This is a genomic window from Novosphingobium sp. BL-S-34 (genome assembly GCF_056857015.1).
Genome location: NZ_CM166472.1, coordinates 2,172,164 through 2,197,400, shown reverse-complemented (window position 1 = coordinate 2,197,400; position 25,237 = coordinate 2,172,164). Strand labels below are relative to the sequence as shown.

Sequence of the window (25,237 nt, the reverse complement as noted above, 5' to 3'; positions counted from 1 at the left end):
AGACGACCGTCAGCTTCAGCCCTCTCCGATCAAAGTCATGTCGAATGACCTTCGCGCCTCCCCTCAGCCGGTCAAGGTAATCCGACCCATGCTGCGCCGTGCGGACCCGCTCATCCCAGTGCTGCCCTCGCGTGTAGGCCCGGCGAACGGAATTGGGCTCGGCGAGATAAGGCGCAAGCCGCGGCGACCCCGGCGTTGGCGATTTCAGCCAAACCGGTGCTGGGCGAAAATCTGGCAATTTGCTATTCAAGATTCAGGAATGCCGCTGCGTGCCCACTATGGCAGAGAGTGCGGACAAACGGAGGTTTCCAGAATGTCTACCGCCCGACCTCAATGATGACGAAGAATCCCGCATGTTCAATAAGCTAAGGCGCGCAGCACAAAATCCAATACAGCCCTTCGCGTTGACCTGATAGGCGAGCGGCTACTTCGCGCCGAGCCAGCCTTATTAACCTATCAACCGAAGCCGTCCCTTGTCGTCGATGAGAATGATTTTCCGAGCGCGGCCCGTCTGCCCACTTCCGGACAACGAGATATATATCGCTATCGGTGGTCCCCCGCGCAAAATTTGGCACCAAGACGCCATTAACCCCCTGCGAGATTAGGGGTCTCGAGAAAGACTTGAGTATAAGCCTTCTTAAGGCCTTTATCTGATCTCGCCATATCGGGTTGGCTAGCCCCGACCGGCTCATTTCAAATTTCTCGAGTTTAGCTGGATCGCGGCCGTCAAGAATGTCGTCGATATTGGCCTCGTAAGAAACCATCGTCGTCGGTTGCAGATCCCCAACCTGATTTGCTTCCTTGATCGCTGTCTGAAACGACGTTGCGAGATAGAGAGCCGCTGTTCCCTTGGGTTTGAAGCGGTCGCCATTGATCTCGGCGCCACGGCCGGAAAACGGCTCACGCGCGTAGATCGGGTTCAACGCCCTATAAAGCTTGCCTTGGTAGTTCATTGAATCGGCTAGGCGTAAACGCCCCTATCCACCGCATCTATGTATTCGAGCACTTCGTTGACCCTACCTGCCTGGACAAGCAGCATCGCGGTCTGGCTCGAAAAGCCCGGCAGCGGTTCAGATCTATACCAAGCGTAGGCGATAAGGTTCGACCCGAAGCGAGGGGTCGCCTTGTTGATGACTTCGATCATTTCCCGCAGCCGGCGCTGAGTTTTGTCGGAACGCAGCCGCTCCTTGCGCTGAACGGCGTCACGGCCGAGGCCTGCGGAACGAGCTACTTCGCCGCTGGTCGTGCGAAATGCCGCCGCGATTTTGTTCGGAGCAAAAAGCCCATCATCGGTATACTCCGATAGACCCATAACACGTGCCTTACGCAATCATTTTGGCCCATTGTAGCGTCGCCCGTGCCGGCATCCAAGGTTCGAGGGCGTTTGAGGCCTGAGCGCGCCTTGAATTTCAAAGCGAAACCTTCGTCGCGGATGCGTGGACTTAAACAAAATGCTGCAAACCTTCCTAAACCCTGCGCCGCGCCCGACGGAGCCGTTCCACTGACTGCACCAATCTACACGAGCGTCAGCTTCGGCCCTCTCCGACCGAAGTCAGGGCGAATGACCTCAGCGCCTCCTCGCAGCTGATCAAGGTAATCCGACCAATGCTGCATCATGCGGACCCGCTCGTCCCAGTGCTGGCCTCGCGTGTAAGCTCGGCGAACGGAATTTGGCTCCGCGTGGGCAAGCTGCCGCTCAATTGCGTCCGGATTCCAGGTGCCCATTTCGTTCAGCAAAGTGGCCGCCATCGCGCGGAAGCCATGTGCGGTCATCTCATCCTTTTCATAACCCATCCGCCGCAACGCCGCATTGATCGTGTTGTCCGACAGGGGTCGCTTGGTCGAGCGCATTCCCGGGAACAGATACATGCTGAAATTCTCGCCGTGGTCGATCTCCCCGATAATTGCGAGCGCTTGACGGGAAAGCGGGATCGTATGCGGGCGGCGCATTTTCATTTTGTGCGGCGGGATAATCCAGACCGAGCGGTCAAGATCGAGCTCCTTCCACTCGGCATGCCGTAATTCGCCGGGACGGACGAACGTGTGGGCAAGCAGGCGCAGCGCGATGCTGGTGTACTTCGCGCCGTCATAGTCATGGATGGCCCGCATGAGCGCTCCGACCTGTTTGGGTGCCGTGATGGCTGGCCGGTGCACAACCTTGGGGGTTACGAGAGCGCCGCGCAGGTCAACACACACGTCCCGCTCCGCTCGCGCCGTCGCAACCGCATAGCGAAAGATCTGGCCGCACAGCGCTCGCAGGCTGGTAGCAGTGTAAAACTTTCTCGTGCTTTCGATTTTCTTGAGTGACAGCAGAACCTCGTGCGCAGTGATCTGCGAGATCGGGCGATTGCCGATATCGGGCATGACGAGGCTCAGCTGCCATTCGCACTTCCTGATCGATTTGGCCGATTTTTCCTCCAGCCGCATCTTCTCCAGCCACTCCTCTGCCACGGACCGGAACGTGTGGCCCGCTGCGATCGAGGCGGCCATTTTGTTGAGCTTGGCCTGATAGACCGGATCGATCCCCTGCTTGAGCTGCCGGCGGGCTTCAAGCAGCCGCTGGCGCGCCTCGGCGAGGCTGACTTCCGGATAGCGTCCGAATGAGGCGGTGCGTTGGAGTTGATGCAATTTGAAATTCATCCGCCAATAGCGGGCGCCGGAAGGCTTCACGAGCAGGTAGAGCCCGTCACGGTCAGACAGCTTGTAAGGTTTTTCCCGCGGGCGGGCGCGATCGACCGCCGTGGCCGAGAGACCAGATCTTTGTGATTCGCGCGTCATCGCGATGGTACCTCCAACAGCTCAACAGAACCGCAGGACCATTCATGGCGCCAACTCTGACTGAGATGTTGGTGAACATATCCGGAACTGCCCGGACATTATAACACCCAAGAATGGCGGAAAACAGCCATTCAGGAGCCCTTTTGGGCACCTGTGAGAAACGCAATGGAGCGGGTAGCGGGAATCGAACCCGCATAGCCAGCTTGGAAGGCTGGAGCTTTACCACTAAGCTATACCCGCCCATCTCAGGGCCAGTCCGGATCGAGGGACTGTGTCCAGCGTCGTGGCAGCCGCTTGCCACGACAGGACCGGCCTCGTCAACGTCTTCCTTGCAACTTGTTGCGAAGGAAAACGGGCTTCGGCCTTAGTGGCCGGGAAAATTCAGGAGTGCGTGAGGCGTGATGCCGGCGGTGCGCAGGCGTTCCGCACCGCCAAGGTCGGGCAGGTCGATGGCGAAGAGGGCGTGGTCGACCGTCGCTCCCGCGCGGCGGAGCAGTTCGACGGCGGCCAGCGCGGTGCCGCCCGTGGCCAGCAAGTCGTCGATCAGGATCACGCGGTGGCCCTCTCCCACGGCCTCGGGATCGACTTCCAGCGTGTCGGTGCCGTATTCCAACGCATAGTCGATGGCGATGACGGGGACCGGCAGTTTGCCCGGCTTGCGGATCGAGACGAAGCCCAGGCCCAACCGCGCCGCAATGGCGGCGCCGAAGATGAACCCGCGGGCCTCGACACCGGCGATGACCTCGGCGCCGGAAGCCTTCACGGTCTCCGCCATGAGTTCCACGGCCGCGGCGAAACCGGGGCCATCGCCGACCAGCGTCGTCACATCGCGGAACAGTATGCCGGGCTTGGGGAAGTCCGGCACGGTGCGCACCAGCGCCTTGATCTCGTCGAGGGTCATGACCCCACTCCTTAGGTGGCTTGGCGGACAAACGAAAGAGGCCCCCGCCATCGCTGGCGGGGGCCTCTTTCCTCAGGGTTCTGGCGGAAGCCTCAGTGCTTCTTGCCGGCCCAGATGTTGCGGTAGGACATATAGCCCAGGATCGTCGCGAAGAGCAGGAAGCCGAGCACCGGCCAGCCGGTCTGCTTGCGCTTTTCGAGCTTGGGTTCGGCCGTCCAGATCAGGAACGCCGAGACGTCCTTGGCCATCTGGTCCTTGGTGGCCTTGGTACCGTCGCTGTAGGTCACCTGGCCATCGGCGGTGAGCGGCGGCGGCATCGCGAGGTTGAGGTTCGCGAAGTAGGGGTTGTAGTGAAGGCCATCGGGCGTCTTCGAATCCGGGAACTTCTTCAGAAGCTCGGCCGGCTGGTTCTGATAGCCGGTCAGCAACGAATAGACGTAGGCCGGGCCTTCGTGGCGAGCCTTGGTGATCAGCGACAGGTCGGGCGGGGTGCCCTGGCCGCCGTACATCACCGGCGGGAAGTAGTCGGTCGTCATGCCTTCGCGGGTGTTCACTTCGCCGGTCGCGTTATTGTAGACCGGAACCTGGAAGCCCTTGGCGATGGCCTTCACTTCGGCGTCGTTGTAGCCGAGCGCAGCCAGGTCACGGAAGGCGACGTGGCGGATCGCGTGGCAGACCGAGCAGACTTCCTTGTAGACCTGGAAGCCCCGCTGAAGCTGCTGGCGGTCGAACTTGCCGAAAGCACCGTCGCTGGCGAAGCTCACTTCCTTGGGGAGGAGGTGGAACTCGTGCTCCGCGGTGGCGGCCGGCGGTTCGGTGATCTGCTGGTAGGCCCCTTTGCCGAAGGACCACGCCAGGGCTACCGTGAAGAACAGCCCGACGAGGATCGAGAGAATGCGTGCCATGTCTATCGTCTTTCGCTCTAGCTGTTGATCACGCTTCGCCGTGAACGGCTTCGGTGGCGCCATGGGCAGGGCGCAATTGCGCGCCTTCGTCATGGCCCAGCACCGATTCCGTAATGGAGAAGGGCAGCGGGTCGGGCTTCTCGATGGCCGAGACGATCGGGATGACGATCAGGAAGTGCGCGAAGTAGTAGAGCGCCGCGATCTGGCTGAACATCACGTAGGGTTCGGCCGCAGGCGCACCGCCGCAGTAGAACAGCACCGCCATGGCCGGGATCAGGCCGAAGAAGAAGAACTTGCGATAGAGCGGCCGGTACGAGCCCGAGCGGACCGGCGAACGGTCGAGCCAGGGCAGGAAGAACCACACGAGGATCGCGCCGAACATCGCCAGCACGCCCATGAGCTTGGCCGGGATGAAGAAGAAGTCCTGGGTGAAGGCACGCAGGATCGCGTAGAACGGCCAGAAGTACCATTCGGGAACGATGTGCGCGGGCGTGCTCATCGGGTTGGCCGGAATGTAGTTGTCCGGGTGGCCCAGCGCGTTCGGGAAGAAGAACAGCGCGGTGCAGAACAGGATCGCGAAGACGCCGATCGCCCAGCCGTCCTTGGCTACGTAGTAAGGGTAGAAGGGAACCGTATCGCTCTCGGTCTTCACTTCGACGCCGGTCGGGTTCGAGGAGCCCGGGATATGCAGCGCCCAGATGTGCAGGATCACCACGCCCACGATGACGAAGGGCAGCAGGTAGTGCAGCGAGAAGAAGCGGTTGAGCGCGGCATTGTCCGGGGCGAAGCCGCCGAGCAGCCACTGCTGGAGCGGTTCGCCCACGAAGGGAATCGCGCCGAACAGGCCGGTGATGACCTTGGCGCCCCAGAAGCTCATCTGGCCCCAGGGAAGCACGTAGCCCATGAAGGCCGTGGCCATCATCAGCAGGAAGATCACGACGCCGAGCAGCCACACCATCTCGCGCGGGGCCTTGTACGAACCGTAGAAGAAGCCGCGGAAGATGTGGACGTAGATGACGACGAAGAAAGCCGAGGCGCCGTTGGCATGCGCATAGCGCATCATCCAGCCCCAGTTCACGTCACGCACGGTCTGTTCGACAGTGTCGAAGGCGACCTGCGTATTGGCCGCGTAGTGCATGGCCATGACGATGCCGGTGACGATCTGCAGGACGAGGCAGAGCGCGGCGAGGAAGCCGAAGTTCCAGAAATAGTTCAGGTTGCGCGGCACCGGATAGCCGCCGCCGACCGAGTTGTAGACGAGGCGCGGCAGGGGCAGCCTGTCGTCCATCCACTGCATGAAGGGATGGCTCGGTTTGTATTCCTTGGCCCAGGGAAAGCTCATGTTCTTGATCCTCTCTCTTGGCCTCAACCGATCTTTACGACCGTGTCGGTGGTGAACGCGTAGTCCGGAACTTCGAGGTTCTTGGGCGCGGGGCCCTTACGGATACGGGCGGCAGTGTCGTAGGAAGAACCGTGGCAGGGGCAGAAGTAGCCACCGAATTCACCGCGTGGCTCCCCTTCGCCGGCGCCGAGCGGGACGCAGCCGAGGTGGGTGCACACGCCCATGGTGATGAGCCAGTTTTCCTTGCCTTCCTTGGTGCGTTCCTCAAGCGTCTGCGGGTCGCGCAGCGAGGAAACGTCCACCTTGTTGGCTTCCGTGATTTCATGCGGCGTCAGGTTCCGCACGAAGACCGGCTGCTTGCGGAAGATTGCCTTGATGGCCTGACCGGGCTGGATCGACGAGATGTCGATCTCGGTCGAAGACGCCGCGAGAACGTCCGCGGATGCGGACATCTGGCTGACCAGCGGGACGACGATGCCCACGCCGGCGACACCCGCCGCGCTTACCGCGGCGATATTGATGAAATCGCGCCGCCGCACGCCATCTGCTTCTGCCATGATTGCCCTTGCCTTGTTATTGACAACCTACTCCCGGGATTCCGGTAGCAAGCCCAGATTCCTGACCAATTCTATTTTTTGTCTGGTATCCCCGTAAACGGCCCCCCGTTGACGGTTAGATGCCTCGGGAGCGACCCGAAACGAATACCGACTTTGCGGCCCTGATATACAGGGAAGCCAGCCCTGCCAACCGCCTTTTTGGTTGGGCAGGGATGGATCGTCATCAACAAATTCAAGGTATAACTGTTCGGCGAAGCCCTCTGTCGGGCCGTGAACGGGGCAAGCTCAGGCCAGTCCGATCACCGAAATCTGGCGTCCGTAGCTGGCCTCGGCCCGGTGGGTGGCCCTGCGGTAGGAATAGAAACGCTCCGGCGCTGAATAAGTATCGAGGCCCAGGCGCTCCACCGCGCCGATTCCGGCCGCTTCCAGCCGCGCGGCGACATAGTGCTCCAGGTCGAACTGCCAGTACCCTTCCCGCCCGGACGAGAAGAAGCGCGCATTGCCGTCTTCCCCGGCCAGGAAGCGGCTGCGGAAGCCTTCGTCCACTTCGTAGGAAGCCTGCGAGATGCAGGGGCCGACTGCCGCGACGATGCGCGAACGCGCCGCGCCCAGCGATATCATCCGAGCGATGGTGCTGTCGGTGACGCCGCCGATGGCGCCTTTCCAGCCGGCATGGGCCGCGCCGACGACGCCGGCCTCCCGGTCTGCAAGCAGCACCGGCGCGCAGTCCGCCGTGACCACGCCGATCAGCACCCCGGGGCGATCGGTGACAAGGCCATCGGCATGGGGCCGCTCGGCATCGGACCAGAGCGCCTCTCCCAAGGTCACGCAATCGGGCGAATGCACCTGGTAGACCGAGGCCAGCGGTGCGCCGGGCAGCACGGCATCGGCGGCGCGGCGGCGGTTTTCCGCCACCGCCGTCGGTTCGTCCCCCGAACCGAGGCCGACATTGAGGCCCTCGACCTCCCCGCTGCTCACCCCGCCGCGGCGGCCGAGGAAACCGTGCGGCAGCCCTTCCAGCACGCCCGCCCGGTTGACTTCGACAGCCTCGGCCACGGAATCGCCCGCCGATTCAGCCAAGGCTCTTGCTCACCTGTTCGCGCACATCGCGCGAGAGGTTGGGTTCGGCGGCGATCTTCTCCAGTTCCGCGCGCATCATCGCCGCGCGGCCCGGTTCGATCCGGCGCCAGCGCCCGAGCTGCGGCACGAAGCGCGCGGTGGTCTGCGGATTGATCGGGTCGAGCTGGCGGATCAGATTTCCGATCATCCGGTAGCCCGCGCCGCTGGCGTCGTGGAAGGCTTTCGGGTTCACCGCCGCCGTCATGTAGAGCGCGCGGGCGCGATTGGGGTTGTTCAGCGTGAACTCCGGGTGCCGCGCCAGCGCCTCGATATGCTCCAGGACCTGTGGATGGAACGAGCCTGCCTGCAGCGCGAACCACTTGTCGATGACGAGGGCATTGCCCTGATAGCGGCGCAGGAAATCGGCCAGGGCCTCCTCGCGTTCGGGGCCGTCGAGGTTGCAGAGCACGGTCAGGGCCGACTGGCGGTCGGTCATGTTGTCGGCCGCGCGGTACTGCGCGATGGCGCGGCGCGCGCCCTCGGCGGCATCGCCTGCGGCGATCAGCACCAGCGCCTGGGCCTTGGTCTTGCGCGCGCCGCGGGCGGCGGCATCGCGGCTGTAGGGCAGCGCGGAGACGCGGTCGTGCAGCGTTCCCAGAAGTTCCGCCAGTTCGCCGCCCAGCCAGGCCTTGAGCGCCTCGCGCTCCTCATGGATCGCGGCAGGATCGGCCACGAGCACTTGCTCGGCCAGGTAAGCGACGCCCGGCAGGACCATGAGTTCGCCGCGCATCAGGTCATCCAGCGCCGCGTCGGCCAGCACCGCGGCGAAAGCCTCGCCGATCGCCCGGCGGCCTTCGGCGCGGGCGGCATCCGCAAGCCCGCCGCCCACGGCCGCTACCAGATGCTGCACGACCAGGCTCTGCATCGCCTCGTAACGGGCGAATGGATCGTCGTCGTGCGCGGCCAGGAAGACGAGATCCTCGTTCGAACGCTCCATGTCGATGGCGACGGGCGCCGAGAAGCCGCGGTTGATCGAAACGACCGGCGGGCGCGCGAAGCCTTCGAAGGCAAAGCTGTCGCTGCCCTTGTCCAGCACGACGAGCTGCTCGCCCGAATGACGGCCGCTGTCGCGATCGAACAGGGCGACGCGCAAGGGGATCGGCACGGGCTGCTTCTCGGGCTGGCCGGGCGTGGCGGGCACGATCTGGGTCAGCGTGAGCGTGGCGGTCTCGCCCTCGTGCGCCAGTTCGACGGCCACTTGCGGAGTGCCGGCCTGCGAGTACCACAGGCGGAACTGCGCGAGATCGAGCCCGGTGCCGTCCTCGATGGCCTTGACGAAGTCCTCGCAGGTCGCCGCCTCGCCGTCGTGGCGGTCGAAATAGAGGTCGGTGCCCTGGCGGAACGTCTCCGGCCCGGCCATGGTCCGCATCATGCGGATCACCTCGGCGCCCTTGTTGTAGACGGTGGCCGTATAGAAGTTGCTGATTTCCTGATAGGAATCAGGCCGGATCGGATGGGCGAGCGGCCCGGAATCCTCAGGGAACTGGGCCGAGCGCAGGACGCGCACATCCTCGATGCGCTTCACGGCCTCACTGCCCATGTCGGCGCTGAACAGCTGGTCGCGCAGGACGGTGAAGCCTTCCTTGAGCGAGAGCTGGAACCAGTCGCGGCAGGTCACGCGGTTGCCCGACCAGTTATGGAAATACTCGTGGCCGATCACGCTCTCGATACCGTCGTAATCGGCGTCGGTGGCGGTTTCCGGCTCGGCAAGGACGTAGCGGGTGTTGAAGACGTTGAGGCCCTTGTTCTCCATCGCGCCCATGTTGAAGTCCGACACGGCGACGACATTGAACAAGTCGAGATCGTACTCGCGCCCGAAGGCCTGCTCGTCCCACTGCATCGAGTGGATCAGCGAATCCATCGCGTGCCCGGTGCGCTGCTCGTCACCCGGGCGCACCCAGATGTTGAGGTCTACCTTGCGGCCCGAGCGGGTGGTGAAATCGGCATGGTTGGCAACGAGATCGCCTGCGACGAGCGCGAAGAGGTAGCTCGGCTTCGGCCAGGGATCGTGCCACTCCGCCCAGTGCGTGCCGTTCTCGCCCTCGCCCGTGGCGGTGCAGTTGCCGTTGGAGAGCAGGATCGGGAAGCGCGCCTTGTCGCCGCTCATGCGCACCGAATAAGTCGAGAGCACGTCCGGCCGGTCGGGGAAGAAGGTGATGCGGCGGAAACCTTCGGCTTCGCACTGGGTGCAGAGCATGCCGTTCGAGGCATAGAGGCCCATGAGCTGGCTGTTGGCCGCGGGTTTGACCGCGGTCTCGATCTCCAGCTCGTGCGCTTCGCCGCTGAGTTCCACCAGCAGGTCGGCACCGTCCATGCGCCAGTCGTTCACGGATTCGCCATCCACGCGGATCGCCAGCGGGGTGAGCTGGTCGCCGTTCAGGCGCAGCGTCGCGGTGCCGTTGCCTTGCGGATTGCGGCGGACCGAAAGCGTGGAGAGCACATGCGTCTCGTCGATGCCCAGGCGGAAATCGAGCGCGATCTGCGGCACCAGCCAGGCCGGGGCCAGATAGTCCTCCCGGTGGATGACCGGCGGCGCCTGCGGCGCGGGGGCAGCATCGGCGATCTGCGGATTGGCGTCGGGCGTGGCGGGGGTGCTGGCAATGTCCATGCCGCTAAACTAGAGCCTTGTGCATCGAATGCCAGTCATGGCGCGACGAATTCACACGCGAATCAAGAGGAGTGCCCCGCCGATGCCCGCCGCGATACCGAAGCGACTGTTCATCTTCGGGCTGGGCTATACCGCGCGGCTGATCGCGGATCGGGCCTCGGCCCGCGGCTGGGAAGTGATCTCTACCGGCAGCGAGGGTACGCTCTCCTTCGAAGACGAAGGCAATGTGCGCCTGGCCCTGGCCGATGCCGATCATGTGCTGTCCTCCGTTCCGCCCGTCAAGGAAGGCCGGGGCGAGCCGCTCGATCCCGTGCTGGAGCGCTACGGCGATGCCTTGAAGGGGCTGGCGCTCTCCTATCTTTCCTCGACCGGGGTCTACGGCGACACCGGCGGCGCCTGGGCGGACGAGAGCGCGCCGGTCGGCACGGGGCGGCGCACCGCCAGGGCCGAGGCGGACGGCGAATGGCTGAAACTGGGCGCGCGGGTCTACCGATTGCCCGGCATATATGGTCCGGGTCGCTCGGCACTGGACCGGGTTCTCGAAGGCCGCGCGCACCGGATCGCCCTGCCCGCGCAAGTGTTCAGCCGCGTCCATGTGGCAGACATCGCTTCCGGCGTGATCGCCGGCCTGGAAGGACCGGCCGGGGCCTACAATCTGGCCGACGACCTGCCGTGCAGCCAGAATAGCCTGGTGGAGGAAGCCTGCCGCCTGCTCCGCCAGCCGCTGCCGCCGATGCAATCGGTGGAGGAAGCGCGGCTGTCGGCCATGGCGCGAGGGTTCTATGCCGAGAACCGCCGCATAGCCAACGGCAAGGCGAAACGCGTGCTTGGCTGGCGCCTGCGCTTCCCCACTTACCGCGAAGGGCTGCGGGCCCTCAGCGCCACGACCAGCCCGACCGTCGCCAGCGCCGCCCCGGCAATCGCCAGCAGCGACCAGCGATAACCCTCGAACGCGGTCGAGATCAGCATGGCGATGATGATCACCATCACCCCGTTGTAGGCCGCCTTGCCCGCTCCCAGTTGGCGGATCAGCGTGTAATAGAGCGGGAACGTCACCACCGAACCGAGAATGGCCAGATAGGCCGTGCCCATCCAGTATTTCGGATCGTCGGGGATCACCGGCGGACCGGCCAGAGCCCAGGCAATCGCGACATCGGCCAGCGTTCCGTAGAGCATGGCCCAGGACAGCAGGCTCACCATCGGCAGCGCCTTGCCGGTGTCGTTGGCCTGGATCACGTTCGAAACCGAAGCGCACATCATCGCGATCAGCGCGAAGACGGTGCCGAGCAGGACCTTGCCGCCCAGCGGGGCCTCGTGCGCTTCGTGCAGCAGCAGCAGCGCCAGGCCGGCGATGGCGATCGCGCTGCCGATGGCAAAGCGCCAGGTGATCGGCTGGCCCAGCAGGAGGCGTGCCAGGATCGCATTGGGCACGAGCAGCAGCCCGATCATGACCGCGACGATACCCGAAGTGAGGTGCATCTCGGCGCGGTAGACGAAGTTGTAGTTCCCGCAGAACTGCGCCACGCCCACGGCCAGAGCCAGCAACTGGCCCGCGGTGCCGAGCCTCAGGCTCTTCTTCATCACCACCGCCACCAGGAACATCGCCGGCGTCGCCAGCACGAAGCGCCAGGCGACCGACCAGCTGGCGGGCACTTCCCCGATCTGCCCGGTGATGACGAACCAGGTCGATCCCCAGATCAGCGCGACCAGCAGGAACGGCAGCGCCACGGCAGGCTTCATGAAGCCCGGTACAGGCTCGGCCGCGCCGCTCACAGCCCGGCAATCGCTTGGGCGAGGGCCGCGACATGGTCTTCGCGCGAATCCCAGGCAGTGACGAGGCGGGCGGCGTGATCGCCCCAGTCGTAGAACGCGAAGCCCTGTTCGCGCAGCGCCAGCCGCTCCGCCGCGGTGGACGTCAGGAATATCTCGTTGGCTTCCACCGGATGCAGCAGACGGTCCCCGGCGGCGACGGCGATCTCGGCGGCAGCCGCATTGGCCGCGCGGGCATTGTCCAGCCAGAGGTCGCTTTCCAGCATGGCGAGGATCTGCGCCGCCAGATAGCGGCCCTTCGATTGCAGGTGCCCTGCCCGCTTGCGGCGGAAGCGCACTTTCTCCGCCATGGAGCGATCGAAGAACACGATGGCCTCCGCGCTCATGGCGCCGTTCTTCACCATGCCGAAGCTGAGCGCATCCACGCCGCCCGCCGTCATCTCCGCGCTGCCGCCGAGAAACGCCGCGGCATTGGCGAAGCGGGCGCCGTCCATATGCAGGCCCAGCCCTCGATCGCGTGCGAAATCGGCAAGGGCGGCCAGTTCGCCCGGCCGGTAGACGCGGCCATATTCGCTGGCCTGAGTGATCGAGATCGCATGGGGCTGCACCTGGTGCACGCCGTCGCGAATCGGGTCGATCACTTCGGCGATGGCATCGGGCGCGATCTTGGCGCCCTCTCCGCCGGCCAGCAGCAGCTTGGCGCCGTGGAGATAGAAGCCGGGCGCACCGCCCTCGTCCATCTCGATATGGGCCTCGCGGTGGCAGATCACCGCGCCGTGCGGCTCGACCATGGCGGAAAGCGCCAGGCAGTTCGCCGCCGTTCCCGTCGCCACCCAGAGCGCCGCGCAGTCACGCCCGAACAGCGCGGAAAAGCGCGCGTCCAGCTCCAGGCTCAGCCCATCGCCGTCGTAAGGCGAATCGGGAGCGTCTGCCGCCATCATGGCTTTCCAGACCTTCGGGTGGACCCTTGCGGCGTTGTCGGAGAGGAATTTCATGACCATATGCCCTGTAAGCGGACGCACGCGCCGTCAAGCGGACCTTTTCAGGAGACATGTCCATGGTAGGCGTCACCATCACCAAGCACGAGACCGCAACCGGCGGCGAATACCAGGCGCACCTTGCGGACAGCGACGCCACCGGCCAGCTGACCTGGCAGACTCGCGACGGCGTCCACTATGCCGACCACACCTTCGTTCCTTCGGAAATCGGCAATCGCGGCGTGGCGGCACGGCTGGTCGAGGCGATGGTCGCCGACGCGCGGGAGAACCACTTCAAGATCGCCCCTTTGTGCAGCTACGTGGTCGCGGCCTTCCGGCGGCATCCCGAGTGGGAAGACGTGAAGGCCTGATTCGCTGAGCGCATGCCTCGGCCGAGGGCGTCGTCTGCCTTAGCTGAAGCCGCGCGCGAGCCAGTCCTGCGCGAGGCCGGCCAGGAAGGCCGAACCGCGCGGGAGGGCGCTTTCGTCGACCATCATGCGGGTGGAATGGATGCCGCAGCAGTGCTTCCAGTCCGCGCCTTCCGGGGCAACGCCCAGGAAGAACATCGCGCCCGGCACTTTTTCAAGCACATAGGCGAAGTCCTCCGCGCCCATGATCGGATCGGGCAGGCGCCGGAACGCCTCGCTGCCGAACAGGTCCCGGGCCACGCCCTCGCCCAGGGCCACCGCGCGCGGATCGCAGATCGTCACCGGGAAGCCGTCGAGGATCGTCGTGTCGCCGGTCAGCCCATGCGCCCCGGCGATTCCCGCGACCAGCCGCGGCAATTCGTCCTTCAGCCGCGCGCGATTCTCACGCGAGAGCGTGCGCATCGTGCCGGTCAGCCGCGCGCTGTCGGGAATGACGTTGTGGGCGCTGCCCGCCTCGATGCGGGCGATCGTCACCACCACCGGATCGAACACGCTGAAACGCCGCGCCACCATGGTCTGGATCGCCGAGACCACTTCGCAGGCGACGGGCACGGGGTCCGCCGTGTCGTGCGGCATCGAGGCGTGACCGCCGCGCCCGGTAACAGTGATGCGCAATTCGTCGGCCGCCGCCATCAGCGGCCCGGCGCGCCCGCCGATGACGCCATGCGGGGCATTGGGCATGATGTGGAGCGCGAAGGCGGCATCGGGCAGAGCCCGGTCCTGCCCCTCGCCGCCCAGCAGCCCATCTTCCAGCATGAAGCGGGCGCCGTGATGGCCTTCCTCCCCCGGCTGGAACATGAAGCGCACTTCGCCGGGCAGGCTTTCCGCGCGGGCGGCCAGGATTTCCGCCGCGCCCGCCAGCATGGCGACATGAGTGTCGTGCCCGCAGGCATGCATGACGCCGGGCACGGTCGAGGCGAAGTCAAGCCCGGTTTCCTCGGGCATGGGCAAGGCATCGGTATCGCCGCGCAGGAGCACACAGCCGCCGCTTCCCGCGCCGCCCTTCAGCGTGGCGACGAGGCCCGTGGTCGAGGGCCCTTCGCGCCATTCGAGCGGGAGATGGGCCAGCGCCGCGCGGATCTTGTCGCGCGTCCTGGGGTTGTGCAGCCCGATCTCGGGTTCGGCGTGAATGGCGCGGCGCAGCGCGACGATGCGATCGGCGAGGCCCGCAGCCTCCTTGGCCAGAGTGTTCGCGGTAGAGAGCATCGGGGCATGATACCCCTCCAGCCGCGCCTGTCGAGCGTCAGGTCACGGCCGAATCGGCCACGGGCAGATCGCCCTCGGGATCGGGCATGATGCTGATCTCGTTCCGGTCGATCTGCTGGAGCGTGCGCCAGGCCATAAGGCCCATGACGATGTAGGACACCGCGCCGCCCACCGCGACCGCCCAGGCCGCACCGCTGGGGCCGACCGGAAGCAGGAACACCAGCCCCACCGCCAGGCCGATCAGCGCGATCAGGCGGGCCACCAACGAATGCCGCGCCCGGCCGGTGGCATGGAGCACCGGTTCGAAGGCGACACTGGCAAGGTCGAAACTGGCCGCCAGCGTCAGGGGCACGAGGATCGCGGCGCCCTGTTCGAAATCGTCGCCGCCGATCACTTCCAGCATCTGCTTGCCCAGCAGCACTGCCACCGTGACCACCACGATCCCGGCCAGGCCGGCGATCTTGCTGGTCTGGAGCGCCAGCTTGCGGAACTCCGCCGCGGCCGAGGAGACGCGCGCGCGCGCCACTTCCGCATAGACCGAGCGCGTCAGCAGCGAGGACAGCTTGCTCAGCGCCTGCGACAGCTGCGAGGCGAGGCGATAGAGACCCGCCGCCTTGGTGCCGACCCAGGCGCCGACGATCAGCAGCGGGCCGTTCTTCATCGCCGCATCCAGCGTGGACGCAACGTAAGTCTGCATAAAGAAGCGCGTGACGCCGGGATTCTCGTCGATCGCCTTGCGCCAGTTGCGCAAGTTCGAAAGGTTCACGGCCTCCGGGCAGAGCCGCCGCGCCATGATCCAGTAGAGCAGCGCTTCGAGAATATCGATCGCGGCCCAGGCGAACAGGAAGCGGCCGACGCTGGGGCCGGTCATCCAGATGACGAGCGACGCCGCCAGCCGGCCGCTGGGCACGATCGCCTCTACATAGACGGCCATGTCGAAGCGGTTGAGCGCGCGGACGATGCCGGTGGGCGCGGAGACCAGCGCCCAGAGCGAACCCACGCAGAACCAGAAGGCCACGTCGATGAAATGCGGGTTCAGCTCCAGCATATGGGCGAAGCCGTAGATCAGGACCGCCGCCAGCCCGCAGCCGATGATCGCGCCCACGGCATCCAGCAGGCCGCAGAGCATGCCCAGGCGGCCCAGCTTGCCCCAGTCCTTTTCATGGACGTGCTCGCTGCCGTAGCGCACGACGACGCGCCAGGTCTGGAAGCTGGCCAGCGCGATCAGCGCCTGCGCCGTTCCGAAGATCAGCGAAAAGTGGCCGAAATCCTTGAGGCCCAGCGAACGGGTCTGGATGGCGAGGTAGGCAATGCCGCAAACGGCGCCGAAACCTTTGCCGCCCAGCAGCCAGGCAGTGTTCTGGAGTATCCGCCCTAGCGGAGATTTGCTCTCACGGCGGTGAAATTTGGCGGACATCGCGGCTGCATGTGAACGAGGGGGAAGGGACTTGCAAGCTGTGCCGATCAGGGATGTCCCCATGCTGAATGAATTAATACCCGCGGCCCCGGCTCAAGCCTTTCCCGCCGCATCTTTTCCTTTTGGCCGGCAATCCCTAGATGCGGGGCATCTCCCCCCTTTGACGAAGCGCGAAAATCCATGATCGAACACGCCATCCTCCTCAGCGCCGGCCAGGGCTCGCGCCTGCTCCCCCTCACCGCCGAGCGGCCCAAGTGCATGATCGACTTCACCGGCAAGTCGCTGATCGAATGGCAGATCGAAATGCTCGCGCGCGGCGGGGTGAAGCGGATCGACGTCGTCACCGGCTTCATGACCGACATGCTGGAAGAGCATCTGAACCGCATCGACGATCCGCGCGTGGAAGTGACGGTTCGTTTCAACCCCTTCTTCAAGGTGGCCGACAACCTCGGCTCCTGCTGGATCGCGCGCGAGGCCATGCGCGGCGACTTCCTGATCCTGAACGGCGATACCCTCGTTTCGGAGGAAATCGTGAACAAGGTCCAGCAGGGCGCTACCGATCCGAACGGCAAGCCCTGGCCGATCACCGTCACCGTCGACGTGAAAGCCGAGGGCTACGACAGCGACGACATGAAAGTGGAGCGCGAGGCGGACGGCCGGCTCGTGCATATCGGCAAGACGCTGACGGCCCGGCAGTCCAACTCCGAATCGATCGGCTTCCTCGCCTTCCGCGGCGAAGGGGCGGACCTGTTCCGCGAAACCGTGCGCCAGGCCATGCGCACGCCCGAAGGCGTCCAGCACTGGTATCTCAAGGTGATCGATTCGATCGCGCCCACCGGCAAGGTCGGCACCGTCTCCATCGAGGGCCTCGACTGGGCCGAAGTCGATTTCCTCAACGACATCGAAATCGCCACGAAGCTCACCGATACCTGGTGAGCCGAGCGTCTTGATCGTCCCGGATCATGTCCGGGACGATGCTTTGCGGTCGATCAGCCGAAGTGCGCCTTCAGCCAGGCCACGAGCGCTGAAAGGTCATCCCCTTCCAGCGCCACGGCGTGGCCGAGATCGGGCACTTTCGGCCAGCCGCAGTCCACGAACTCGCGGCCCTGCCACTCGCGCGCGCCCTCGTAGCGGGGGATGACGTGGAAGTGGACATGGGGATCCACCATCATCAGCATGAGATAGTTGAGCCGGGCATAGCCGACCGCCTCCCCCAGGGCCGCTTCGATCGCGGCCGTGGCGACCTTGAGTTCGGCATGCGCCTCTCCCGGAAGATCCCCAAAGGCGGTGGCATCGGATTTCGCCGCCAGCACCAACGATCCCAGCGTCGGCTGTGCCGGACGGGTCAGCACCACCCAATGCGCGAATTCCGCAACGAGGGTATGCGGGTGCCCGAACTTTTCCATCGTCGCATTGGCTGCGACATTGCCCTGCATCGCGTTCATGGCGGTTCCTTCTTCAGGCGTCCGAGAGCCAGGAGGTGATCGTACCGCCTCGCGCCCGCACGATCCATGCCTGGACCAGCCGCACGGCGTGGATGAGGCAGGAAATCGCCGTCCACCAGGCCACCGCGATCAGGCCGATGTCGGGACGCGCGAACAGCATCGCCACGAACAGGATGACCATGTTCGGGTTGCGGCGCGCGGTAATCAGGCGGAACTGGCTGTCGAACTTGCGCCATACGTGGATGTGCATGAGGCCGTTCTGACGCATGAACACGCCCTCGATCAGGCGCTGCACCACGTAGCCGCCCTGGATCGCGCCCTGCACCCACCAGAACGTCGCGTCATCGTAGGCCAGGCCCCAGGTCGCCAGGCCCGTCGCCCAGAACCACCACCAGAACGGCGGATGGACGAGATCCATGCCGTGGTCGGCCACATTGCCCCATTCCGAGGACGTGATCGTGCAGCGCGCCAGCTTGCCGTCCACGGTATCGAGCACCATGAACACCATTCCCAGCGCCATGCCCAGCCAGTAGTGCCCGTAAGCGAAAAGCACCGTGGCCAGCACGCAGAATGCCGCGCCCACCGCCGTCACCATGTTCGGGGTGATGTGCAGTTTCGCGCAGATTCGCGTCAGCACCAGCGCCCATTCGGGCCAGAGGTACTTGGTCAGCACATCGGTCACGCCCTTGTAGGCGCCGAAGTAGCTGGCACGCTCGATGGTGCGGACGGTCTCGGGCGTGAGCGCCATGAGGAACGGCGTCTCGCGCTTGCGGAGCGTCTTGTTCTCGATGGTGGGCCCGCTTTCGTAGGTCACGACATCGAGGCCCGCCGTATCGGCGAGCGGCGTTCCGGCGGTCATCGCGGCGGTGATTCGCGCGGCCTGGCCGGCGTCGGCCGCATGCGCCAGGGCGGGGATGCCGCCCAGCGTCAGGACCATGCCGGGCCGCGCTGTGACGTATTTGAACCAGGCCGGATCCCACGCAAAGGCGGCATTGGACAGGATGGAAGGGCCGGACGAGGCGTCCTTGCCGAAGGAGGCGCCGTTCGCCCGGGCGATGCGTGCAACGCGCTCGGCCATCGTCAAACCCCAGAGCTGGACGGGGTTCGCGCCGATGGTTGCGGCGTGGGGGGGAGTGTCCTGAGTGACCATGTTTTCGGCCGTAATCCGTGGAACCGCGTGACGCAACGGCGGGACTTGCGGAAAACGCGGCAGATTTTGCCGGTCTTGCAAGTGGCGTAAAAACGCCATACAACTGTAACCTTAATGTGTCAGTGAATGTTTCCTGATGATTTTCGTCTGCGGCATCCCTACATAGGGCCCGTGTACGGAACCATTTACGAATTCGAAACGCTGCCGACCTTCGGCGAGCACGGCAAGCGCAAGGCCACTGGTCCTGCGCGTGTGGCGCGTCGTGGGCGCGCCGTTCCTCTCGTTGGCATCATTCGCAATCCTCGTAGCCACCGGAACAAGGGCCGGGCGGCAGAGATGGAGGATTGCTCCAACATCCTGACCGAGACCCCGCGCACCCGCTCGGAACTCTACAGCGTGCTTGACGGCTTTGCCCGTCGCGGTGTGGACTATCTCGTGGTCGACGGCGGCGATGGCACCGTTCGCGATGTGCTGACGTGCGGCGCGGACATCTTCGGTGACGAATGGCCCACGTTCATCATCCTGCCCAAGGGCAAGACGAACGCGCTGGGCGTAGACCTCGGCCTGCCGACCCACTGGTCGCTGGCAGAGGCGCTGGCGGCTGCGCACAAGGGCAATACCCTCACGCGCCGTCCCTTGCGCATTTCCGCCAATGACGGCAGCAGCGGCTGCATGCAGGGCTTCATCCTGGGCACCGGCGTATTCACGCTGGCGACCGAGGCCGGTCAGGAAGCGCACCGCCGCGGCGCCTTCAACAGCTTTGCCGTGGGCCTCAGCATCCTCTGGAGCATCATCCAGTCGCTGTTCGGCCGCGACGGCAATCCGTGGCGCGCCTGCACCCCGACGCGCCTGGTCGATCGCCACACCGGCCGCGACCTGCCCTATGACGGGCCGGGCCGTGCGGACGAACGCTTCATGGTCGTCGCCACCACTTTCGAGAAGTTCCCGCTCGGCGCGCGTCCCTTCGGCCGCGATGTCGCCCCGGGGATGAAGCTGGGCGTCATCGACTGGCCGGTGCGCTGGGTCATGGCCCTGCTGCCGGCGATCCTCTTTGGCCTTTCCGGCAAGTTCCTGGAACGCCGCGGCACCCACCGCGTCTGCGCCAGCGCGGTAGACCTGGAAATCGGTGGCTCGTTCATTCTCGATGGCGAGGTTTTCCCTGCGGGCGACTACCTGCTCGAGGAAGGGCCGCAGCTGACTTTCGTGGTCCCCTGATCCGCCGGATCCGGCCCCTCTCCTCTCACTTTTTGGCCAGGTTTGTGGCACCGGCATGCTTGCTTTTACCACGCCGGTGCCCGAGCATGCTTTCATGACCCAAGACTTGGAAGGGCGCATTGGCCAGGCGCTGCAGCGCGCCGTGGTGCCCGAAGTCCGTGCTTTCGCGGAACGCCTTGCGCTGGCTGCCGGCAATGCCGTGGCCGTGCTGTTCTACGGCTCGAACTTGCGCACCGGATCGCTGGAAGGCGTGCTGGACTTCTACGTCCTCACCGAAGGCCCCCAGGCCGAGAAGATCTGGCCGCGCGTCAGCTATCACGAATGGACCTTCGAAGGCGTGCCCTTGCGCGCGAAAGTGGCGACCATGGCGCTGGATACGTTCCGCGCCGCTGCGGCCGGCGAGCGGCTGGACACCACCATCTGGGCCCGCTTCGTCCAGCCGAGCGGCATCGCCTGGCAGCGTGACGAGGCCGCGTTCGGCCGCGTGACCGCCGCCGTATCGGGCGCGGCCCGCACCGCCGCCAGGCTGGCCGTGGCGCTCGGCCCGGCGACGGGCACTGCGGAGGACTACTGGCGCGCCCTGTTCCGCGCGACTTACGCCGCCGAGTTCCGGGTGGAGAAGGCCGGGCGCGAGGATTCGATCCTTTCCGTCAACCGCGAGCATTTCGACGGCTTGCTGCCGCTGGCCCTTGCCGCCGACGACATCGCCTTCGAGCGCCTGCCGAACGGCGCCTTCCGCCCCGAACTTTCCGAGCGCGACCGCACCCGGATGCTGGACTGGTGGAAGCGCCGCCAGCGGCTGGGCAAGCCCTACAACGTCCTGCGCCTGCTGAAAGCCTCGACCACGTTCGAAGGCGCCGCGCGCTATGCCGCCTGGAAGATCGAGCGCCACACCGGCGTGGCGGTCACCATCACGCCCTGGCGCGAGCGGCATCCGGTGCTTTCCGCGCCCGGTGTGCTCTGGCACGTCTGGCGCACCCGCAAGGCCATGGAGCGCAAACCGGCATGACCCCCTCTCCCTTGCCCGCCGCGCTGATTCTTGCAGGTTCCCGCCCCGGTAAACCCGATCCGGTCGCAGCGGCCGAAGGCCTGAGCCACAAGGCCTTGGTAGAGCTGGAAGGCCGGCCGATGCTGGCCCATGTCGTTCAGGCCTTGCGCGATGCCGGCATCGCGCGCCTGGCGGTGGTCGCCAACGATCCCGCCGTGATCGCGCTCGCGGAACTGCTGGGCTGCGAGACGATCCCCGCCGCCGCCGGTCCCAGCGCCAGCGTGGCCGCGGGCTTCGCGCGGCTCGGCGCGCCGATGCTCGTCACGACCTCCGACCATGCGCTGCTGCGCGGCGAATGGGTGCGGGACTTCCTGCTCGACACCCCGGAGGAAGCCGACGTTTCCGTCCTGCTGGCGCGGCGGCAGGCGATCGAAGCGGCCGTGCCGGGATCGCGCCGCACTTATCTGCGCTTTGCCGACGGCCACTGGTCGGGCTGCAACCTGTTCCTGCTGAAGACGGCCCGCGCCGAAGCCGCGATCGAGACCTGGAAGCTGGTGGAGGCGGACCGCAAGCGCCCTTGGCGCATCGCCGCCAGGCTCGGGCTCGGCATGTTGGCAAGCTATGTGCTCGGCCGCCTGACCCTGGCGGCCGCGCTTGCACGACTGGGAACCCGGATCGGCCTCAAGGCCCGCCTCGTCGCCGCGCGCGACGGATTGGCGGCGGTCGACGTCGACAAACCCTCCGACCTCCTGGACGCACGCGCCATCCTGGCCGAGCGCCGCGAAGCAGCCGCCGGATCCTGAGAACGCGCTCGCGCCGAAATGCCCCCGAGGGGGCATTCCATCCGGGCTGTTACATGTAGCGCATCTGGATGCGGATCGACTTCACGTCATTGCCCACCGGCACGCCGACCTTGGTGTAGCTGGGCTTGCCGAGGTTGAAGATATTGATCGAGGGGTTGTTCGACATCGCGCCGCCGTCAGTGCTGATGTCCGTCGAGCCATTGCCGTTGACGTCATGCCTCACGGCGATGCCGTAAGTGCCCGGCGCCGGGACGGGGACGCAGAACGTCATGGTCCCGCCCCTGGCGGCCACCTCGATCCGCTTCAGCCACTTGCCCTTGGCCAACCACTCGCCGGACGTGGCGCGGTAGGACTGGACGCGCAGGCGTCCCTGGGACGACTTGATGCCGTCCACCGTAACCATGATCGCGGGGCCGCCGCCGGAACGGCACTGGCTCATGTCATTGCGGATTTCGTCGCGATACTGGGCCGCGGCCGGCGCCGACAGGGCCAGCGCGGCCAGGCCGGCGGCAGCTGCGATGGGGGCCTTGGGGAACTTCAATCTCATCTCCGGTTCCGTCACTCGTTCACGAGGGTTGCAGGGAAGCAAACCCGTGAAATGTCTGGCGCCGCACTGCCATCGAGGCCGTGAATGCACTCTGAACTGGCGATCGACAAGCACCGCGCCGGAGCGGCTGCAGGGGGCGGGGCCCGGTCCGCTCGGTCGATTTAGGGAACTTCCTCCATATGGCGTGTGGAAAACGGGCCGGGCGCGCTTGTACCCCCCAGATATGGTGGCCTATCCTTCGCATCGAGGAGTACCGTTCTTAACCATGACCACGCCGCTGATCTCGCCCTCCATCCTTTCCGCCGACTTTGCCCGCCTGGGCGAAGAGGTTCGCGCGATCGACGAAGCCGGCGCCGACTGGATCCACGTCGACGTCATGGACGGCCACTTCGTACCCAACATCACCATCGGCCCGGCCGTGGTGAAGGCGCTGCGCCCGCATTCCGCCAAAGTCTTCGACGTGCACCTGATGATTTCGCCGGTGGACAGCTATCTCGAAGCCTTCGCCGAAGCCGGTGCGGACTACATCACCGTTCATCCCGAAGCCGGCCCTCACGTCCACCGCACGGTGCAGACGATCCGCGGCCTGGGCAAGAAGGCGGGTATCTCGCTGAACCCGGCCACCCCGGCCAAGATGCTGGACTACCTGATCGACGATATCGACCTCGTCCTGATCATGAGCGTCAACCCCGGCTTCGGCGGCCAGAGCTTCATCTCCAGCCAGCTTCGCAAGATCGAGGCCGTGCGCAAGATGATCGAGAAGTCGGGCCGCGACATCCGCCTCGAAGTGGACGGCGGCGTCGATGCCAAGACCGCACCTCTCTGCGTTTCGGCGGGTGCCGACGTGCTCGTCGCCGGTTCGGCCACGTTCCGCGGCGGCCCTTCGCAATATGCCGCGAACATCCGCGCCCTGAAGGGGCTCGATTGAGGCGGTGAAGCTAGACACCCCTCCGCGTCCCCGAAACGGGAACCCGGACGGGCTCCGGGCCATTTCCCCGGGAAGTGAGGCAGCCGATGAGTCGGGCGACATGCTTGCAGGCGGGCTCACAGGCAAGTCGGGGGGCGGGCCTCAGGGCGGTAACGAGGAGGGTGTCTTGAATCAAAGCGTTACCGGATCGCCGGCCGTGACACGTTCCGAAACCGACATCACCGATATCACCGCCTTCACTGGCGACGACTTCCACGATTCCGACCTCCTGCCGCCCCGCGCGGAAGTCCAGGTGGAAGTCGCGCAGATCGAGGGCGGCCGGGCGCTGGCCCTGGCCGACTTCTCGCCGCCTTCGGTCGGGCCGGGCGAGCGGCTGATCCGCTTCGCCTATCGCCTGGGCATTCCCGGCACCATGCTCTCGGCGCCGATGGGCAAGAAGGCCCGCACCCGGCTGCTCGCCACGGTCAGCAACACGCTACCGGGCAATGCCGCCGCCGGAACCGCCCTGCGCGCGGGACATTTCCTGATCCACGGCGCCCGCACGCCCGTGGCCCAAGTCGATTTTGCCGGCCCGTCGCGCGTGACGCCGCCGCTGGAGCGCGTGGTCCACAGCTTCTCCTGGCTCACCGACCTGGAGGCCTGCGCCCCGCGCGAGCAAGGTACCGCGGTTGCCGAGCGCATTCTCACCGCGTGGCTCCAGGCCAATCCCAAGCCGCCGGCCAAGCCGGGCAAGGGTCCGGCCTGGGACGTGGGCAACACCGGCGCGCGGCTGATGAACTGGCTGGCCCATGCCCCGCTGATCCTCTCCGGCGAGAAGACCCTGCGCAACCGTACTTTGGCGCACATTTCCGAGACCGCGCGCTGGCTGGACCGTCATGTCGGCCGGGCGGAAGACGGGATCGCCGAAGTCGCCGGGTGGAGCGCCATCGTCGCTGCCGGCCTGCTGCTCCCCGAAGGTCGCCCGCGCCGCCTCTACGGCGAGGCGGGGTTGATCAAGGCCCTGGGCGAACTGATCGGCGACGACGGCGGCGTGCTCTCGCGCAGCCCGCTGGCGCAGATGGAAGCGATCGCCCTTCTGGTGCGGCTGCGCAACTGCTATCACGCCACCCGCCGCGACGCGCCCAAGGCGGTCGAGCGGGTGATCGAACTGCTCATCCCGCCGCTCCTGGCGCTGACTCACGGCGACGGTTCGCTGGGTTCGTGGCAGGGCGGCTGGGCGATCGACGGAGAGGACGTCAACGCTCTCGTCAAGGCGACCGGCGTGCGCACCCGCCCGCTGCGCGATGTGCGCCAATGGGGCTATCAGCGCGTGCTGGCGCACAAGTCGATCCTCCAGTTCGACACTGCGCCGCCGCCGCTGCCCGCCCATGCCCGCTACGGCTGCGCTTCCACGCTGGCCTTCGAGATGTCCCACGCGGGCCACCGCCTGGTCGTCAACTGCGGCGGCGCGGCGAGCGGCGGCGGGCTGGTGCCGGTGCGCCTCGAACAGGGCCTGCGCGCGACCGCCGCCCATTCGACGCTGACGCTGGACGATGCCAATTCCACCGCCGTCCTCATCAACGGAGCCATCGGCGGCGGCGTCAGCGAGGTCGATATCGATCGCAAGACGCTGACGCAGGAAAACGGCGGCAACGCCACCCGCATCGAGGCGAGCCACAACGGCTACGAGGCGCGCTACGCCCTCACGCACCGCCGCATCCTGATCCTGCGCGACGACGGCAGCGAACTGCGCGGCGAGGACGTGCTGATCCCCGCGGGCCGCAAGGCCCAGCGCGGCAAGGTGGGCTTTGCCATTCGCTTCCACCTCGGCCCGGAAGTCGAAGTCGCCCTCACCGAGGACGGCCAGGGCGCCGGCATGGCCCTGCCCGACGGCAGTCTCTGGCAGTTCCGCAGCAGTGCCGGCGAAGTGATCCTGGAAGATTCGCTCTGGGTCGACGGCCAGGGCCGTCCCCAGGCGACGCAGCAGCTGGTGATCCAGGGTCTCGTCTCGCGCGGAGGCGGGAATTTCGGTTGGTTAATCAAGAAAATGGGGTGAAATGCCGCGACCGGCCCCACGGCTTGTGGCACCCTGAGCTAGCGGCCCCTCTTGCGACCCGGGCGCTGCCGACCTAGAGGGCGCGGAAAATCCCTCTCCGCTAGTTCCAGAACGAGGC

Annotated in this window: 24 protein-coding genes and 1 tRNA gene; 8 read left to right on the top strand and 17 right to left on the bottom strand. The window is 65.9% G+C overall.

Annotation, left to right across the window (positions count from 1 at the left end; all coding sequences use genetic code 11):
• Positions 1-365: 365 nt before the first annotated feature.
• The 10 genes from AC1VV3_RS10490 to pepN form a co-directional block, all read right to left on the bottom strand.
• On the bottom strand, positions 366-953 hold the full coding sequence (locus AC1VV3_RS10490) for an RES family NAD+ phosphorylase (protein ID WP_482961690.1): 588 nt from the start codon (positions 951-953) through the stop codon (positions 366-368).
• An 8-nt stretch (positions 954-961) separates the two neighbouring features.
• Positions 962-1,312, bottom strand: coding sequence for a hypothetical protein (locus AC1VV3_RS10485; protein ID WP_482961689.1), 351 nt, complete (start codon positions 1,310-1,312; stop codon positions 962-964).
• A 203-nt stretch (positions 1,313-1,515) separates the two neighbouring features.
• A complete protein-coding gene (locus AC1VV3_RS10480) occupies positions 1,516-2,778 on the bottom strand; it encodes a tyrosine-type recombinase/integrase (RefSeq protein ID WP_134096263.1) in 1,263 nt (420 codons plus the stop codon).
• Between the two features lie 166 nt (positions 2,779-2,944).
• Positions 2,945-3,018, bottom strand: a tRNA-Gly gene (locus AC1VV3_RS10475).
• A 124-nt stretch (positions 3,019-3,142) separates the two neighbouring features.
• On the bottom strand, positions 3,143-3,679 hold the full coding sequence (locus AC1VV3_RS10470) for an adenine phosphoribosyltransferase (RefSeq protein WP_465127745.1): 537 nt from the start codon (positions 3,677-3,679) through the stop codon (positions 3,143-3,145).
• Positions 3,680-3,771: 92 nt separating this feature from the next.
• On the bottom strand, positions 3,772-4,584 hold the full coding sequence (locus AC1VV3_RS10465) for a cytochrome c1 (RefSeq protein ID WP_431567107.1): 813 nt from the start codon (positions 4,582-4,584) through the stop codon (positions 3,772-3,774).
• Positions 4,585-4,612: 28 nt separating this feature from the next.
• Positions 4,613-5,926 carry a cytochrome b gene (locus AC1VV3_RS10460; protein ID WP_132269765.1) on the bottom strand — a complete coding sequence of 438 codons (1,314 nt, stop codon included), beginning with the start codon at positions 5,924-5,926 and terminating at the stop codon, positions 4,613-4,615.
• A 23-nt stretch (positions 5,927-5,949) separates the two neighbouring features.
• The gene (petA, locus tag AC1VV3_RS10455; protein WP_132269763.1) at positions 5,950-6,483 is read right to left on the bottom strand and encodes a ubiquinol-cytochrome c reductase iron-sulfur subunit; all 534 of its coding nucleotides are present in this window, start codon (positions 6,481-6,483) and stop codon (positions 5,950-5,952) included.
• 285 nt (positions 6,484-6,768) lie between these two features.
• Positions 6,769-7,539, bottom strand: coding sequence for a peptidoglycan editing factor PgeF (gene pgeF / locus AC1VV3_RS10450; protein ID WP_465128274.1), 771 nt, complete (start codon positions 7,537-7,539; stop codon positions 6,769-6,771).
• Positions 7,540-7,555: 16 nt separating this feature from the next.
• Positions 7,556-10,210: an aminopeptidase N gene (gene pepN / locus AC1VV3_RS10445; RefSeq protein ID WP_482961688.1), complete on the bottom strand. Its 2,655-nt coding sequence runs from the start codon at positions 10,208-10,210 to the stop codon at positions 7,556-7,558.
• Positions 10,211-10,292: 82 nt separating this feature from the next.
• Between pepN and AC1VV3_RS10440 the strand changes: the two genes are divergently transcribed.
• Positions 10,293-11,153 carry a Rossmann-fold NAD(P)-binding domain-containing protein gene (locus AC1VV3_RS10440; protein ID WP_482961687.1) on the top strand — a complete coding sequence of 287 codons (861 nt, stop codon included), beginning with the start codon at positions 10,293-10,295 and terminating at the stop codon, positions 11,151-11,153.
• Here the strand turns inward: AC1VV3_RS10440 and AC1VV3_RS10435 are convergent.
• Together AC1VV3_RS10435 and AC1VV3_RS10430 are read right to left on the bottom strand one after the other, a co-directional pair.
• On the bottom strand, positions 11,063-11,950 hold the full coding sequence (locus AC1VV3_RS10435) for a DMT family transporter (protein WP_482961686.1): 888 nt from the start codon (positions 11,948-11,950) through the stop codon (positions 11,063-11,065). The two genes, AC1VV3_RS10440 and AC1VV3_RS10435, sit on opposite strands and share 91 nt — an antisense overlap.
• Positions 11,951-11,979: 29 nt before the next feature.
• Positions 11,980-12,975, bottom strand: coding sequence for a threonine aldolase family protein (locus AC1VV3_RS10430; RefSeq protein ID WP_465127743.1), 996 nt, complete (start codon positions 12,973-12,975; stop codon positions 11,980-11,982).
• Between the two features lie 62 nt (positions 12,976-13,037).
• Here AC1VV3_RS10430 and AC1VV3_RS10425 point away from each other — a divergent pair, with 62 nt between their 5' ends.
• The gene (locus tag AC1VV3_RS10425) at positions 13,038-13,328 is read left to right on the top strand and encodes a GNAT family N-acetyltransferase (protein WP_132269755.1); all 291 of its coding nucleotides are present in this window, start codon (positions 13,038-13,040) and stop codon (positions 13,326-13,328) included.
• Positions 13,329-13,367: 39 nt separating this feature from the next.
• Here the strand turns inward: AC1VV3_RS10425 and AC1VV3_RS10420 are convergent, their stop codons facing one another.
• Both AC1VV3_RS10420 and AC1VV3_RS10415 read right to left on the bottom strand, forming a co-directional pair.
• Positions 13,368-14,591, bottom strand: a complete 1,224-nt coding sequence (locus tag AC1VV3_RS10420) for a M20 metallopeptidase family protein (RefSeq protein ID WP_465127742.1) — start codon at positions 14,589-14,591, stop codon at positions 13,368-13,370.
• A gap of 37 nt (positions 14,592-14,628) precedes the next feature.
• Positions 14,629-16,008 carry a lipopolysaccharide biosynthesis protein gene (locus AC1VV3_RS10415; protein ID WP_132269751.1) on the bottom strand — a complete coding sequence of 460 codons (1,380 nt, stop codon included), beginning with the start codon at positions 16,006-16,008 and terminating at the stop codon, positions 14,629-14,631.
• Positions 16,009-16,188: 180 nt separating this feature from the next.
• Here AC1VV3_RS10415 and AC1VV3_RS10410 point away from each other — a divergent pair, with 180 nt between their 5' ends.
• Positions 16,189-16,944: a phosphocholine cytidylyltransferase family protein gene (locus AC1VV3_RS10410; protein ID WP_431567103.1), complete on the top strand. Its 756-nt coding sequence runs from the start codon at positions 16,189-16,191 to the stop codon at positions 16,942-16,944.
• A gap of 53 nt (positions 16,945-16,997) precedes the next feature.
• On the opposite strand, the gene AC1VV3_RS10405 is transcribed toward AC1VV3_RS10410, so the two are convergent.
• Both AC1VV3_RS10405 and AC1VV3_RS10400 read right to left on the bottom strand, forming a co-directional pair.
• The gene (locus AC1VV3_RS10405; RefSeq protein WP_465127741.1) at positions 16,998-17,453 is read right to left on the bottom strand and encodes an HIT family protein; all 456 of its coding nucleotides are present in this window, start codon (positions 17,451-17,453) and stop codon (positions 16,998-17,000) included.
• A 13-nt stretch (positions 17,454-17,466) separates the two neighbouring features.
• A complete protein-coding gene (locus tag AC1VV3_RS10400) occupies positions 17,467-18,603 on the bottom strand; it encodes a CDP-alcohol phosphatidyltransferase family protein (protein ID WP_482961685.1) in 1,137 nt (378 codons plus the stop codon).
• 171 nt (positions 18,604-18,774) lie between these two features.
• Here AC1VV3_RS10400 and AC1VV3_RS10395 point away from each other — a divergent pair, with 171 nt between their 5' ends.
• The 3 genes from AC1VV3_RS10395 to AC1VV3_RS10385 all read left to right on the top strand — a co-directional run bounded on the left by AC1VV3_RS10395 (position 18,775) and on the right by AC1VV3_RS10385 (position 21,609).
• A complete protein-coding gene (locus tag AC1VV3_RS10395; RefSeq protein WP_132269745.1) occupies positions 18,775-19,818 on the top strand; it encodes a diacylglycerol/lipid kinase family protein in 1,044 nt (347 codons plus the stop codon).
• 94 nt (positions 19,819-19,912) lie between these two features.
• Positions 19,913-20,827: a hypothetical protein gene (locus tag AC1VV3_RS10390; RefSeq protein WP_482961684.1), complete on the top strand. Its 915-nt coding sequence runs from the start codon at positions 19,913-19,915 to the stop codon at positions 20,825-20,827.
• Complete coding sequence (locus AC1VV3_RS10385) at positions 20,824-21,609, top strand: nucleotidyltransferase family protein (protein WP_465127738.1); 786 nt, start codon at positions 20,824-20,826, stop codon at positions 21,607-21,609. Before AC1VV3_RS10390 ends, AC1VV3_RS10385 begins: the two co-directional genes overlap by 4 nt.
• Positions 21,610-21,658: 49 nt before the next feature.
• Here AC1VV3_RS10385 and AC1VV3_RS10380 read toward each other — a convergent pair whose 3' ends face one another.
• A complete protein-coding gene (locus AC1VV3_RS10380) occupies positions 21,659-22,156 on the bottom strand; it encodes a DUF2141 domain-containing protein (RefSeq protein WP_431567098.1) in 498 nt (165 codons plus the stop codon).
• Between the two features lie 265 nt (positions 22,157-22,421).
• Between AC1VV3_RS10380 and rpe the strand changes: the two genes are divergently transcribed.
• Both rpe and AC1VV3_RS10370 read left to right on the top strand, forming a co-directional pair.
• On the top strand, positions 22,422-23,084 hold the full coding sequence (rpe, locus tag AC1VV3_RS10375; RefSeq protein ID WP_431567097.1) for a ribulose-phosphate 3-epimerase: 663 nt from the start codon (positions 22,422-22,424) through the stop codon (positions 23,082-23,084).
• 4 nt (positions 23,085-23,088) lie between these two features.
• Entirely contained in the window at positions 23,089-25,119 is a 2,031-nt protein-coding gene (locus AC1VV3_RS10370) for a heparinase II/III family protein (protein WP_465127737.1), read from the top strand.
• Positions 25,120-25,237 lie beyond the last annotated feature (118 nt).

Coding starts and splice junctions, on each gene's coding strand:
- AC1VV3_RS10430 (WP_465127743.1), bottom strand. CDS start 12,975: ATGAAATTCCTCTCCGACAACGCCGCAAGGGTCCACCCGAAGGTCTGG.
- AC1VV3_RS10425 (WP_132269755.1), top strand. CDS start 13,038: ATGGTAGGCGTCACCATCACCAAGCACGAGACCGCAACCGGCGGCGAA.
- AC1VV3_RS10465 (WP_431567107.1), bottom strand. CDS start 4,584: ATGGCACGCATTCTCTCGATCCTCGTCGGGCTGTTCTTCACGGTAGCC.
- pepN (WP_482961688.1), bottom strand. CDS start 10,210: ATGGACATTGCCAGCACCCCCGCCACGCCCGACGCCAATCCGCAGATC.
- AC1VV3_RS10480 (WP_134096263.1), bottom strand. CDS start 2,778: ATGACGCGCGAATCACAAAGATCTGGTCTCTCGGCCACGGCGGTCGAT.
- AC1VV3_RS10460 (WP_132269765.1), bottom strand. CDS start 5,926: ATGAGCTTTCCCTGGGCCAAGGAATACAAACCGAGCCATCCCTTCATG.
- AC1VV3_RS10440 (WP_482961687.1), top strand. CDS start 10,293: ATGCCCGCCGCGATACCGAAGCGACTGTTCATCTTCGGGCTGGGCTAT.
- AC1VV3_RS10420 (WP_465127742.1), bottom strand. CDS start 14,591: ATGCTCTCTACCGCGAACACTCTGGCCAAGGAGGCTGCGGGCCTCGCC.
- AC1VV3_RS10380 (WP_431567098.1), bottom strand. CDS start 22,156: ATGAGATTGAAGTTCCCCAAGGCCCCCATCGCAGCTGCCGCCGGCCTG.
- AC1VV3_RS10410 (WP_431567103.1), top strand. CDS start 16,189: ATGATCGAACACGCCATCCTCCTCAGCGCCGGCCAGGGCTCGCGCCTG.
- AC1VV3_RS10390 (WP_482961684.1), top strand. CDS start 19,913: ATGACCCAAGACTTGGAAGGGCGCATTGGCCAGGCGCTGCAGCGCGCC.
- AC1VV3_RS10415 (WP_132269751.1), bottom strand. CDS start 16,008: ATGTCCGCCAAATTTCACCGCCGTGAGAGCAAATCTCCGCTAGGGCGG.
- AC1VV3_RS10485 (WP_482961689.1), bottom strand. CDS start 1,312: ATGGGTCTATCGGAGTATACCGATGATGGGCTTTTTGCTCCGAACAAA.
- AC1VV3_RS10490 (WP_482961690.1), bottom strand. CDS start 953: ATGAACTACCAAGGCAAGCTTTATAGGGCGTTGAACCCGATCTACGCG.
- petA (WP_132269763.1), bottom strand. CDS start 6,483: ATGGCAGAAGCAGATGGCGTGCGGCGGCGCGATTTCATCAATATCGCC.
- AC1VV3_RS10400 (WP_482961685.1), bottom strand. CDS start 18,603: ATGGTCACTCAGGACACTCCCCCCCACGCCGCAACCATCGGCGCGAAC.
- AC1VV3_RS10385 (WP_465127738.1), top strand. CDS start 20,824: ATGACCCCCTCTCCCTTGCCCGCCGCGCTGATTCTTGCAGGTTCCCGC.
- AC1VV3_RS10470 (WP_465127745.1), bottom strand. CDS start 3,679: ATGACCCTCGACGAGATCAAGGCGCTGGTGCGCACCGTGCCGGACTTC.
- AC1VV3_RS10435 (WP_482961686.1), bottom strand. CDS start 11,950: ATGAAGCCTGCCGTGGCGCTGCCGTTCCTGCTGGTCGCGCTGATCTGG.
- AC1VV3_RS10405 (WP_465127741.1), bottom strand. CDS start 17,453: ATGAACGCGATGCAGGGCAATGTCGCAGCCAATGCGACGATGGAAAAG.
- rpe (WP_431567097.1), top strand. CDS start 22,422: ATGACCACGCCGCTGATCTCGCCCTCCATCCTTTCCGCCGACTTTGCC.